Origin of the sequence: Aneurinibacillus danicus, from assembly GCF_007991215.1 — a bacterium.
In the GTDB taxonomy this organism is placed as follows: Bacteria; Bacillota; Bacilli; order Aneurinibacillales; family Aneurinibacillaceae; genus Aneurinibacillus; species Aneurinibacillus danicus.
In genome coordinates, this window is record NZ_BJXX01000203.1 from 1 (window position 1) to 13018 (window position 13018).

Consider the following 13018-nt stretch of genomic DNA (forward strand, 5'->3'; position numbering starts at 1 on the left):
CCCCTTTTTTATATTCAACACTTCTTTGTAGCAATTTTTCTTTGTGAGAAATAAAATATTCATCTATTGCATGGATAAAATCGGAACATATTTATTGACCACTACTAAATTTTAGTTATATACTCGATTTAACAAAAGTTAAATAGTGGATTTAACTGATGAAAGGAGGTGAAACATGCTACTTGGAGAAATTGCAGACATTAGAGCTGGACTTGTATTAACAAGAAAAAAGGCGACCATAGAATACAATGTTCAAGCCACCTATAAACTGCTCACATTAAAAAATTTTAATGAAGATGGCAGTTTCAATAGCGAGCCATTTGAAGAGTTTCACAGTAATGAAAAATTGGAACAGCATTATTTTTCCGCTGAAGGCGATGTTCTAATAAGGCTTAGTCATCCGAACACCGCAATATGCGTGGGCAAACAACATAGCGGATTATTAGTTCCATCCTATTTTGCTATTATAAAGGTTCACCATAGCGAATTCCTACCAGAGTATATTGCATGGTATCTAAATTCAGATACGGTCAAAAAAGAGTTGGAGCGTTCACAGTCAGGAAGCCGTATACCAAGTACAAATAAAAACGTACTAAGCGCCATTCCTATTCCTTTTATAACCGTAGCAAAACAAAAAGCTGTAATAGAACTTTTTAAGCTACATCAAAAAGAAAAAGCACTATATCAAAAGCTGATTGAAGAAAAAGAACAATTATTTAAAGTTGTTTCACAGCAAATTGTTGAAGAAGCATTCAAGGAGGACAAAAACGGATGAATGAACAAGTAACACAACAACAAATTAATGCGGTTCTTTGGCAAGCGGCGGATACGTTTCGCGGGAAAATTGATTCCAGTACATATAAAGATTACATTTTGACGATGCTGTTCATCAAATATCTGAGTGATGCGTACAAAGAGCATTTGGAAGAGTACACGAAACGATACAACGGAGACGAGGCTCGGATCAAGCGGGCATTATCCCGTGAACGCTTTGTATTGGATGAATACTCGACATTTGACTACTTGTACAGTAAACGAAATGACCCTGAGATTGGCGAAATCATCAACAAAGTATTAGAACGTCTAGAAAATGAAAACACAGGCAAATTGCGTGGCGTATTCCGCAACATCGACTTTAACTCCGAAGCAATTCTAGGGAAAGCAAAAGAACGCAATGCGATTCTCCGTTCCCTGCTCGAAGACTTTAACAAATTGACGTTAAAACCGTCGGTGGTCGGCAATGAAGACATCATTGGCGATTCGTATCAATTTATGATCGAGCGCTTTGCGTCAGACAGCGGGAAAAAAGGGGGCGAATTTTACACGCCAGCGATGGTATCCGAATTGCTTGCCCGCCTCGTAAAACCGCAGGAAAACGACCGTATTTACGACCCAACGTGTGGATCAGGTTCGCTACTGATCAAAGTCGCCAAAAAAGTGCCGAACAAAAAAGTTGCCATTTACGGTCAGGAGAGAAACGGAGCCACACATTCTCTTGCGCTCATGAACATGTATTTGCACGGCATTGACGATGCGAAAATCGAATGGGGTGACACGTTATCAAACCCGCTTCACTTAGAAGATGGGAAACTTATGAAGTTTCAAGTCATCGTCGCCAACCCGCCATTCTCGCTTGATAAATGGGCGATGGGCTTTGCAGGTGAAGGCACGAATGACAGCAAGTTTAAAATGGAAGCAAGCCTTGATCCATACGGTCGTTTTGAATGGGGGGTTCCGCCAAGTTCAAAAGGAGACTATGCTTTTGTTCAACACATGTTGTATTCGTTAGCGGAAAACGGGCGGATGGCGACGATTCTCCCGCATGGAGTGTTATTCCGTGGATCGAGCGAAGGGAAAATTCGTAAGCAAATCATCGACCTAAACTTGCTTGATGCCGTTATTGGACTGCCAGAAGGACTGTTCTACGGTACAGGTATTCCGGCATGCATTCTCGTGATGAAAAAAAATCGCAGACGAAAAGACGTGTTATTCATTGATGCGTCAGGTGAAGAACATTATGAAAAAGGGAAAAATCAAAACAAGCTTCGGGAAGAAGACATTGCAAAAATTGTGGAAACGTATGAGAAATATGAAGCAGAGGACAAGTATTCATACGTAGCGACACTTGAGGAAATTAAAGAAAACGACTACAACCTGAACATTCCGCGCTATGTGGATACATTTGAGGAAGAAGAGCCGGTGGATATGGTACAAGTGAAAGAAAACATCCAAAAGATCAAGAAAGAGCTTGCAGAAGTCGAAGCCGAGATGGAAAAATATTTGAAAGAGATTGGGCTGTAGGTGATAGGATGGACACTCTAAAAAAGGCAAAATGGAAAATAGGTAGTTTAAATGAGATTGCAGAAGTAACAATGGGACAGTCCCCACCGGGAAGCTCATATAATAATTCTCAAAATGGGGTAGGATTAATAAATGGCCCAACTGAATTTACAAGTAAATATCCAGTTGTAAAGCAATGGACAACCCAGCCTACGAAGTTATGTAAAACTGGTGATATTTTGTTATGTGTAAGAGGTAGTTCAACTGGAAGAATGAATATCTCTAATGGGGAATATTGTATTGGCAGGGGAGTAGCCTCTATATCAGGTAAAGAAAAAAAAGGGATTACAGAGTTTGTTTATTATTTACTCGAATATAAAATTAGTCAATTGCTGAAAATGACGGCAGGTTCTACCTTTCCAAATCTAAGTAGTAATGAAATAAAAGACATGGTAATAAGTATTCCGAATTTAGAAGAACAACAGAAAATCGCCAAAATCCTCTCCACATGGGACAAGGCAATCGAGCTGAAGGAAAAGCTAATCGAGCAGAAAAAAGAGCAGAAAAAAGGGTTAATGCAGAAGTTGTTGACGGGTGAAGTGAGGTTGCCGGGGTTTGAGGGGGAGTGGAAACTAAAAAAACTAAAGAGTTTATGTTCAAAGATTATGGACGGGACTCATACTACACCAAAATATACGGAAACGGGTATACCATTCTATAGTGTAGAAAATGTTACGAGAAGAGACTTTACCAATCATAAATATATATCAGAAGAAGAACATCTCTCTATCAGTTCAAGGTGTAAAGTTGAGAAAGGTGACATTCTCATGACAAGAATTGGAAGTATAGGGGATGCAATTTTAGTGGATTGGGATCATGAATCAAGTATTTATGTCAGTTTAGCCCTAATTAAGACTAATAAAACTATACTTTCTGAGTACTTAGTTCAATATATGGGGACACATGAGTTTAAAAAAGATATATTAAGCAAGTCCTTATTAAGTGCTGTTCCTCAAAAAATAAACTTGGTTGACATAGGAAATGTGAATGTTTATTTTCCACAGGATATATCAGAGCAAAAAGCAATTGTCGATATACTATCTAACGGTGATAAAGAGATATATCTACTTGAGAAGGAGCTTGAATCCTTGAAACAACAGAAAAAAGGTCTTATGCAGTTGCTTTTAACAGGAAAAGTACGAGTAAAGGCGTAAGCCTTCGCTCTTTTTTCTTTGGTGTATTGGGGGTGTGAGTATGACGAGAGAGAAGCGTTATGATGAGCGTTATATCAGTCAACAGCCTGCGATTGAGGTGTTGAGGAAGTTAGGTTACCAGTATATCTCACCAGAAGAAGCGGAGCGAATGCGTGGAAATTTATATAACGTATTGCTCAAAGATGTGTTGGAAGAGAAACTTCGAGCATTTAATTCTTATGAGTATAAAGGACAGACATATACATTCAGTGAGTCAAACATCCAACAAGCCATTCGTGATTTGGATGAACCGTTAACGGATGGTCTTGTCAAAACAAATGAAAAGATTTTTGAAACGCTCATGTTAGGACGGAGCTATACAGAGTATTTACCTGATGGCTCAAAGAAGTCTTTTACAATTCAGTATATTGATTGGGAAAACATCGACAATAACGTTTTTCATGTCGTCGAGGAATTTGCTGTTGAGCGCATGGATGGGCGAGGGACGGTTCGCCCTGATATCGTCCTATTTGTGAATGGAATTCCGTTTGCGGTGATTGAGTGTAAGAAGGCATCCATCTCGATGGAGCAAGGCATCAGCCAAATGATTCGGAATCAAGGGAAAGACTATGCTCCGCAGTTGTTTAAGTTCGTGCAACTTGTGATGTCCACAAATAAAAACGAAACAAAGTATGCAACATGCAACACACCGAAAAAGTTTTGGTCGGTTTGGAAAGAGGAGCAGGAGGAGTGGTTGCAATCTTTTTTGGATAAAACAGTCGAGAATCGTTTGCCGACAATGCAGGACAAAAACATTATTTCGCTGTTTCACCCTGAACGGTTATTGGAGCTTACACATTACTTTACGTTGTTTGATAAAGATGTGAAGAAAGTCACTCGCTATCAGCAATACTTTGCCATTAAAGAGATTATCAAAACCATTCAGGAGCGAGATGAAAATGGCAATCGCCAAAGCGGGGTGATCTGGCATACGCAGGGATCGGGTAAGTCACTAACAATGGTGATGTTAGCGAAGTATATCTTATCTGAGCTGTCTGATTATAGTCCAAAGGTTGTTGTCGTTACAGACCGGGTGGAGCTGGACAAACAAATTCATAAAACATTTAACCATACAAGGTTGAAAGCGAGCCGGGCGACTTCTGGCAGTCATTTAGTGGACTTAATCAATGATAACAACGCCGATATTGTCACGACGTTAGTACATAAATTTGATAAGGCATCGACAAAACAAAAGCCGATTGAATCAAAAGATATTTTTATTCTGGTTGATGAATCGCATCGTACGCAGTATGGAGAGCTTCATATTAAGATGAAAAAGGTATTCCCAAATGCTTGTTATTTAGGTTTTACCGGAACACCATTGATGAAAAAAGAGAAAAACACAATGATTAAGTTCGGAAAGCTTATACACAAATACACCATTGCGGATGGGGTAAGAGATAAAGCAATTGTTCCGCTTTTGTATGAAGGAAAAATGGTCGACCAGTCAGTAAATCAAAAAGCGATTGATAACCGATTGGACATGATCACTCGCCATCTAAATGAAAAACAGAAAGAAGAAGTGATGAAGAAGTGGAGCCAATTTGAACGGATCGCCTCTTCTAATCAGCGAATCAGTATGATTGCGTTTGATATTAACCAGCACTTTTTGGATAACTATAAGACGCAAGGCAATCAGTTTAAAGCGATGCTTGCGACTAACAGTAAAATCGAAGCAATTCGATATTTAGAGGCATTTGAAGAGCTTGGTGATTTAAATTGTGCGGTTGTTATTTCGCCTCCTGATCAGCGGGAAGGACATGATGCGGTCGATGAAGTTTCCAAAGACAAGGTGCAAAACTTTTGGAAGAAAATGATGAACCGGTATGGAAGTGATGAGGCATATGAAGATGCAATTAAAGATGAATTCATCAATGGTGATGAGCTTGATTTATTGATTGTTGTCGACAAACTGTTAACGGGTTTTGATGCGCCAAGAGCGACTGTTTTGTATATTGATAAACCTATGAAGGAACATACACTCTTACAAGCCATAGCCCGCGTAAATCGCCTGTATGAAGGAAAAGATTATGGTTTTATCATTGATTATCGTGGACTATTGGAGAAGCTAGATCAAGCCATGCAAATGTACTCTGGTGCAGGATTAGAGAACTTTGATCCAAAGGACTTAGAAGGAGCCATTTACGATGTCATTAGTGTTATTGGCTCGTTGAGACAGTACCACTCAGATTTGCTTCAAATTTTTGCGCCGATTAAAAATAAAAAGGACACCGAAGAGTATGAAGTATGGTTGGAAGATGAGGAGCGTAGGGAAGAATTTTATAGCGTATTAAGTAAGTTCGGCCGTAATCTCGGAATCGCTTTAGAATCAGAGAAAGTCTATAATGTTTTACCACCTGAGGAGTTGAAAACTTATAAAAAAGACTTGAAGTTTTTCCAAGAACTTCGTAAGAGTGTGAAGCTTCGTTATTCAGATACGATTGACCATAAAGAATACGAAGCAAAAATGCAGAAGCTCATGGATAACTACATTTCGGCGGAAGAAGTCATTCGTATCACGAATCCTGTCGATATTTTGAATGAAAAAGCGTTTGCAGAAGAGCTGGAACGACTTGACTCAAAGCGGGCAAAAGCGGATGCAATCCGTACACGTCTGACAAAAAGCATTCGTACAAAATGGGACGAGAACCCAGCCTATTACAAGCGTTTCTCCGAGCGAATTCAAGAAGCGATTCAGGCGTATAAGGATCAGCGTATTTCCGAAGCCGAATACTTGAATAGAATGAAAGACATCATGAACGACTATCGCCAAGGAGAGTCTGTTGAAAATTACCCGGAAGCAATCAAGAGTAACCCGAATGCTCAGGCCTTTTATGGTGTGACAAAGGACATTTTGAGCGAGGTAAAAGAAAACTCTGTCAGCTACGATACGATGGGCGAGCTGGCACTTAAAATGGACGAGATTATCCGTGAACACACAAAACGGGATTGGCACGACAATCTGGAAGTGCATAATCGCATTGCACAAGAAATAGATGATTTGTTATATGATTTTTCACGAGAACATGATATTGACATTGATCTTGATTATGCAGACAAAATTATTGAGCAAATTAAAGCAGTAGCACTCAGACGGTATTAAGGGCGTGAACAACATGGAAACACACCACGTTCAATATGGGAACACGTGTATCACATTTGAACTAAAGAGAAAAAACGTCAAAAACGTCAATCTCAGTATTAAGCCAGATATGACCATTGTGGTATCGGCAAATGAACAAGTCCCACTTGATTTTATTTGTGACTTTGTGAAAGGTAAGGGAGCTTGGATTACGAAGCATGTAAAAAACTTTGAAAATGTGCAACCATACAAGCAAAGCCCCCGAGAATATGTAAGCGGTGAATCATTCAAATATCTAGGTAAACAATATCGTCTGCGAGTGGTAGATGCAAATGAAGAGGAAACTGTTAAATACTTTCGAGGTTTTATTTATTTATACGTCAAGAATCGGCATGACCACAGCCGAAAAGCGAAACTTATGGACCAATGGTATCGAGCGAAAGCGATGAGAGTGTTTGGCGAATCGCTGGATAAAGTATATCCTGTCGTTCAGAAATACGGCATCGAAAAGCCGTCGTTGGACATGCGGATGATGAAAGCACGCTGGGGCTCGGCCTTGATTGACACGAACACCATTTTGCTTAACACTGAACTGATCAAAGCACCCAAGTACTGCATCGAATACGTGATTTTGCACGAATTGATTCACTTCAAATATAATGATCATAGTGACGGCTTTTACACGATGCTTTTTACCCTTATGCCTGATTGGGAAAAGAGAAAGTTGATTTTGGATGAAGAGATTGTGAGAGAGTTGTAGATAATAGGAGAACTCCTATAGAAATTAAACAACTAGATAAAAACAACAAAAGGCAGTTCCTAATATATTAAATGCAAGGGATTGCCTTTTTTGTATAAAAGCAATTATTTCTCTTTTATGTATCTAGCCTTCTATGTAAAAATCTAAAATGGGGAGAAAAAAATGCAAGCGACAATGTTGAACACAAAGGGTTACTTTTATAGTCATTTGGTAAAGAAAAACAACTATACATTAGATTTAAGGACATGTATCGAAAATACAGTTCTCAAACTGCTGGAAAACGATACAAGTGTAAACAGGCCGGGGATGTTGCTAGGAAAGATTCAAAGCGGAAAGACTCGTACATTTATTGGGGTAACAGCTCTAGCTTTTGACAATGGATATGATGTTGCCATTGTTTTAACAAAAGGCACAAGAGCATTAGCACAGCAAACTTACCAGCGTTTGCAAGGTGATTTCGCTGACTTTAAACATGACGATACGATTCAGATATTTGATATCATGCTTTTGCCGGACAACTTAATCCACTATGAGTTGAATCAAAAAATCATGATCGTTGTAAAAAAAGAAACAAATAATCTGCAACGTCTGTATACCGCTCTATTCGAAACATATCCGATGCTTGCTGAGAAAAAAGGGCTGATGATTGATGATGAGGCTGATTTTGCTAGCATAGGTTTTACTCGTTCACGTGATCAAATCATCGAAATTAACAAGATTGCCGGACAGATTGATGAAATTCGTACGAAGTTACAAGACTGTGATTTTCTTCAGGTTACCGCTACCCCATACTCTTTATATCTTCAGCCGGAAGATTTGATAGTGAACAGCTCAAATAAAACATTCAAGCCGATTAAGCCCGCCTTTACAGAGTTGGTTCCAGTACCAGATGCTTATATCGGTGGTGACTATTATTTTAGAGAGAGCGAAGATGAAAATACCGTTGCGTACCATATTTACCAGCCGATTTTACCGGATGAGCTAGATGTCTTAAAAAAACAGGATCGTCGGCGTTTTAAGCTGGAAGAAGCGTTAACGAGCAATAAGATTGCGTCATTGCGCCATGCGATTATTAATTTTATTGTTGGGGGGATTATTCGCCGATTGCAGGCTGGAATACAGGGAGAACGTCCCAAAAAGTTCAGTTTTATTGTACATACAGAGCAGGGTAAACAGGCACACGAATGGCAAGAGACCGTTGTTATGGAAATAAAAGAAGGGTTACGGAAAGCGGTGGAAAGTGACAAAGCTCTCTTACATGACCTAATTAAAGCGGCTTACGTTAATTTGCAACCTTCTATCCAACAATTAGGCGTTATACTTCCTAGCTTGGAAGATGTAAAAAGCGAAGTGGAAACAGCTTTACGGAACGATGTCATTATGATTACAAAGGTCAATTCAGAAAAAGATGTAAATCAATTGCTTGATGAACAAGGACAGTTAAAATTGCGAGCACCGCTAAATGTGTTTATTGGTGGACAAATTTTGGACAGAGGGATTACTATTGGAAACCTAATAGGATTTTATTACGGACGAAATCCAAAAACATTCCAGCAGGATACCGTGCTTCAACATTCCCGGATGTTTGGGTATCGTTCCGAGGAAGATTTAGCGGTTACACGTTTTTATACCACTCAACATATTTACGATACTATGAAAAAAATCCATGAATTTGACAGTGCGCTTCGGGCGGCGTTTGAAAAAGGTGGACAGGATAATGGAGTTGTATTTATTCAAAAGGATACAGAAAACCATATTGTCCCATGTTCTCCAAACAAAATTATTTTGTCAACAATAACGACATTAAAACCATTTAAGCGTCTTCTACCTATTGGATTTCAGACAGGGTACAAAACGTATATCTCTAAAATTGTTGCGGAGTTAAACGATCTTATTTTGGAACATGTTCAGGGGCAAGCAATACCTGAGCCATTCTTGTTGGATATTGAAAAAGCGAATAAAATTATTGAAAAGATACAGGCTACGTTTGACGAGAAAGAAGGGGAGAAATGGGACGTTCAAGCATTCTTATCCAGTATGGAATATTTATCCCAAAATTCGGTTCTGGAAGAACATAGAGGAAAAGTCTGGTGTATTGTCCGAAAAAACAGAGATATGGGTCGAATCAGGGAAGATGGTCGATTTGAAGACTCACCAGCCACCACTAAAGGAGAAAAGGGTGAGTTGAAAGTGGCGAGAGAAGTGGCGAAAGATATTCCTGCATTAATCCTTCTGCAACAGAACGGAAAAGAGGAAAATGGATGGAGAGGATGCCCGTTTTGGTGGCCGATTTTAGTTACACCGGAGAATACACCGACGGTTGTCTTTTCAAGTAAGTCTGCAGAATAAATGGTGAAAATCTTATGAGGTGCGTCTCTCAATGGGCGGCGCACCTTGGTCATATAAGGGGGAGAGGAAAATGAAAGGGAGAGTTCGTGCAATTTTGCACGATTTGGAAGCGGTAAGGGAAAATCTACTAGCTTTGTCTGATGATATATGGTTGGAGATTGATCATAATGATCCTAAATCTTTAGAAGAAGGATATCAATTTAAAAAAGAATACAACGAAAAAATGCGTACTTTTGACCAAATAGCACACGAAATTTCCGCTATGATACAGCAGTTTATGGATGTCAATGTGGAAGAAGAAACGGTACAGGGACAAAAGAGCAAAGAGGATAATGAGCGTGTTATCCGTGAGTTGAATAAAGAGGAGCCACATACATTAGACGAAGATTTTGCCTATAAGCGTCCTTATGGATTTGTATTGGAAGGACAGGCCTTTAAAGATATCGTAACATGGAGACGATTGTATGAAGTATTTTGTAAGCAGTTAGAGAAGAAAAATCCCACTTTGTTTAACAATTTAGCACAAAACAAAGAGTTCATTAGCCGAAGGGGAAATAAAGCATTTTCGGATAATCCTAATGATTTTCATGTAGCTTTACAATTGAATGATAGGCTATATGCAGAAGGAAACCTTTCTGCCAATCAAATTCGAAAAAATATGAAAAAACTCCTTGATGTGTTTGCTGTTAGTCCTGAAAATTGTGTTATTTACTTGCGAGAAGATCGGAATTCTGAAGAGTAACCATATATCTTTTGAGCCGAAATGTTGATGTACTTGATGGAAGGGTACTACTCCGTTGAAGAATCATGCCTGAGCAGGTATTTTGTTTTTGGCAGGTGGAGTATAACAGGAGACAAACATGTAAGTGGAAGCATGAAGGAAGAGAAAGAAATGCGGGGTATCATTTACAATACTTTAAATAAAGTTACATGTAAAGATAAAAAGGATGAAAGGGATTGGAGGAAGATATGAATATCCATCAGTATCTTTATCTTATACCCGAACATGAAAAACTCTTTTACCACAATTGCATAGCTGTGCTTCCATCAGAAGAGAAAAAGCTTTTGATTGAACTGTGTGTTCGGGCGACCAAAGACCATGTGGTGCAATCCAAACGCCTAATAGAAAAGAAAATTCTTTCTCCCATATGTGAGTTGGAGCGAGAAATTTATTCTTTTTATGTGCTCCCTGATTACCCGCATTTGGCCAGAAAGCTTATTAAGATTTCTATTCAATATAAAAGGGAGCAACGCAACAGCAAACAAAGTTATCAAGATAGATTACGTAAACTTTTTACATAGAGGGGAAGGGAAGGAAGCGTTATGCCTGTTAAAAATGGAGATTTAAAGGCGAAAGATCCGTTCATGGTAAATCAAGAAGAAGTAAATCAAGCCGTTGAAGCATTTTTGAAAAACTGCGGGTGTACAAGCATTCAACGGTCTCAGCAAAAAGGAGATGCTCATATTACCGCCCAAAAAGATGGCTTGAAAATTTTTGTAGAGTCAAGAGGGAACCGGGCCATGACCCATACAGGTGATACGGTCTTTGATAGCGCACAACTATGGACTCACCTTTGTGAGCAAGTGGCTCAATTTATGAAGCGCCAACAATATTTTACAGGTGAAGCATTATATATTGCCGCAAATCCTGATATTCCCCGTATCCGTACAAATATAGAGAAAATAGATAAGGCGTTGGATAGGTTAGGTATTATTAGGGCATGGGTGCAGGAAGATAGAAATGTGATAGTAGATGTTCCTTCTCAGTTACAGAATTTTGTTTTTCAAGCAGGACTAATCTCAAAGTAAAAAAACATGTCATCGGGCAAAATGCGTTGATTTTTTGGCTTTCATCGGGCATTTTGCGCACAATATGTTTATATAATTTTTTTGTTTATATAAACAGAAAAAATAGTAACAAAACTTGTATAGAAATGGCATAAAATATCTATTCTTTAAGTAAGGGCAGGAACAAACCAAGGAGACGGTTCATTCTGCACTTTCGTCAAGCAAAACAAATCAATAGATTCCTGCTTTATGTGCTAGCATATCGTTCGCTTTTGCATGGACAGGGGAGAAAAAGAAGGAGCTAGGGGGCTCCTTCTTTTTCATTTTCAATGCAGGTGCTACAGGTGAAAGGGGAGTTGTATGTGAGACAGCATTCTCTGTTTGTTATCAAAAATAACATAATTCTCCCCTGTCTATGCATGTACAGGAGAGAATGGATAGGCATGGATAATACGAAGTTCACTGTGAATACCACTGAAGAATCGAACCCCCTCAATTTGCTGATACAGGGGAGAACGAATAATTTCTCCTGTCACTTGAAAAGATTCCCCTACCGTGAGGAGCGAGGCGGTCTTTTCATTGCAGGTGTAAAACATTGATATCGCTTCTTGAGACTGACCCATGACTTTCCCTTCCACTGTCATTGCAAAAGGAGAGTACGCTGAGCATCGATTCTCATATATCCTCTCAATCTGTATCGTCATCGAAAAGGATGATGTTGTGGTTGGTATTTCTGCAACCGAGCTAATTTCTTTTGCGATATACCGCAAGCGTTTACCTCCCACCACCTCAATCATTCCGGTTAATCGTACAATCATTCCTACATAGAGCTGGCGTTCCGCAATACGAACCGCCTCAAAATCGGGAAAGCATCTTCCGTTTAAAAGAGTCCCCTTAAGTAGCTTGCCATCTCTCCATTGGTTGTAAGGAACCCTACTAATCTGCTGATCTCGTTGGACGAAGACATATTGGAACTGATGACCTCTCATTTGAATGGGAACGACCGATGTTTCGTTTTGTATCAAAAAAGAGAACGAAGAAACAGGGTCTCCTTTTTTGCTTGTGGTATAGGACAATTCCTTTTTTTGCACAATACGTCCATATATAACAAATTGCTGTAGCACTGAATTCACTAGAGTCACCTCATCATTTTTGTTGTAGTAAACGTTTTTTGCAACAAAAACAAAACAAAAATTTTTAAAAAACGTGTTCTCTTTCAAGAAAAAAGGTCGTTGACTAAAACAATCGACAAAGGAAGGTGATTATTTTGAAAACAGCCAGCGATACAAAAATCTTAAAAAGGGAGACGTTACAGCAGGGGAAAGTTAAAGATGTATTAGAGGCCTTAGGTGTCCACCATGTGAAATTAGAAAGCGGCAAGAGATGGGTAGGGGGTCTGCCTGATGGCGACAACCTCCGTTCGGTGCAGGTAAGTAATAATGAGGGGCTTCTAGTAAACGTGCAGACCCGCGATATAAAGAAGACAGATATTTTTGGACTAATCGT

General features: G+C 39.2%; 10 protein-coding genes and 1 pseudogene. 10 read left to right on the forward strand and 1 reads right to left on the reverse strand.

The window, feature by feature from the left end:
- The first annotated feature begins 175 nt into the window (after positions 1-175).
- From ADA01nite_RS20140 to ADA01nite_RS20180, 9 genes are all read left to right on the forward strand, one after another.
- Positions 176-775, forward strand: a complete 600-nt coding sequence (locus tag ADA01nite_RS20140) for a restriction endonuclease subunit S (protein WP_146812227.1) — start codon at positions 176-178, stop codon at positions 773-775.
- Positions 772-2301 carry a type I restriction-modification system subunit M gene (locus ADA01nite_RS20145; RefSeq protein ID WP_146812228.1) on the forward strand — a complete coding sequence of 510 codons (1530 nt, stop codon included), beginning with the start codon at positions 772-774 and terminating at the stop codon, positions 2299-2301. Before ADA01nite_RS20140 ends, ADA01nite_RS20145 begins: the two co-directional genes overlap by 4 nt.
- An 8-nt stretch (positions 2302-2309) precedes the next feature.
- Positions 2310-3494, forward strand: coding sequence for a restriction endonuclease subunit S (locus tag ADA01nite_RS20150; protein WP_146812229.1), 1185 nt, complete (start codon positions 2310-2312; stop codon positions 3492-3494).
- Positions 3495-3534: 40 nt separating this feature from the next.
- Complete coding sequence (locus ADA01nite_RS20155; protein ID WP_146812230.1) at positions 3535-6636, forward strand: type I restriction endonuclease subunit R; 3102 nt, start codon at positions 3535-3537, stop codon at positions 6634-6636.
- Between the two features lie 13 nt (positions 6637-6649).
- Complete coding sequence (locus ADA01nite_RS20160; protein ID WP_146812231.1) at positions 6650-7375, forward strand: M48 family metallopeptidase; 726 nt, start codon at positions 6650-6652, stop codon at positions 7373-7375.
- 162 nt (positions 7376-7537) lie between these two features.
- The gene (locus ADA01nite_RS20165) at positions 7538-9724 is read left to right on the forward strand and encodes a Z1 domain-containing protein (protein WP_146812232.1); all 2187 of its coding nucleotides are present in this window, start codon (positions 7538-7540) and stop codon (positions 9722-9724) included.
- A gap of 70 nt (positions 9725-9794) precedes the next feature.
- Positions 9795-10466 carry a hypothetical protein gene (locus ADA01nite_RS20170; protein WP_146812233.1) on the forward strand — a complete coding sequence of 224 codons (672 nt, stop codon included), beginning with the start codon at positions 9795-9797 and terminating at the stop codon, positions 10464-10466.
- A 215-nt stretch (positions 10467-10681) separates the two neighbouring features.
- Positions 10682-11026, forward strand: a complete 345-nt coding sequence (locus tag ADA01nite_RS20175; RefSeq protein ID WP_146812234.1) for a hypothetical protein — start codon at positions 10682-10684, stop codon at positions 11024-11026.
- Positions 11027-11047: 21 nt separating this feature from the next.
- Positions 11048-11533: a hypothetical protein gene (locus tag ADA01nite_RS20180; protein ID WP_146812235.1), complete on the forward strand. Its 486-nt coding sequence runs from the start codon at positions 11048-11050 to the stop codon at positions 11531-11533.
- Positions 11534-11925: 392 nt separating this feature from the next.
- Here ADA01nite_RS20180 and ADA01nite_RS20185 read toward each other — a convergent pair whose 3' ends face one another.
- Positions 11926-12645 carry a hypothetical protein gene (locus tag ADA01nite_RS20185; RefSeq protein ID WP_146812236.1) on the reverse strand — a complete coding sequence of 240 codons (720 nt, stop codon included), beginning with the start codon at positions 12643-12645 and terminating at the stop codon, positions 11926-11928.
- A gap of 134 nt (positions 12646-12779) precedes the next feature.
- Between ADA01nite_RS20185 and ADA01nite_RS20190 the strand changes: the two are divergent.
- Positions 12780-13018 (forward strand): annotated as a pseudogene (locus ADA01nite_RS20190) (DNA primase); the annotation flags it as partial.

Coding starts and splice junctions, on each gene's coding strand:
- ADA01nite_RS20160 (WP_146812231.1), top strand. CDS start 6,650: ATGGAAACACACCACGTTCAATATGGGAACACGTGTATCACATTTGAA.
- ADA01nite_RS20150 (WP_146812229.1), top strand. CDS start 2,310: ATGGACACTCTAAAAAAGGCAAAATGGAAAATAGGTAGTTTAAATGAG.
- ADA01nite_RS20140 (WP_146812227.1), top strand. CDS start 176: ATGCTACTTGGAGAAATTGCAGACATTAGAGCTGGACTTGTATTAACA.
- ADA01nite_RS20145 (WP_146812228.1), top strand. CDS start 772: ATGAATGAACAAGTAACACAACAACAAATTAATGCGGTTCTTTGGCAA.
- ADA01nite_RS20180 (WP_146812235.1), top strand. CDS start 11,048: ATGCCTGTTAAAAATGGAGATTTAAAGGCGAAAGATCCGTTCATGGTA.
- ADA01nite_RS20170 (WP_146812233.1), top strand. CDS start 9,795: ATGAAAGGGAGAGTTCGTGCAATTTTGCACGATTTGGAAGCGGTAAGG.
- ADA01nite_RS20165 (WP_146812232.1), top strand. CDS start 7,538: ATGCAAGCGACAATGTTGAACACAAAGGGTTACTTTTATAGTCATTTG.
- ADA01nite_RS20155 (WP_146812230.1), top strand. CDS start 3,535: ATGACGAGAGAGAAGCGTTATGATGAGCGTTATATCAGTCAACAGCCT.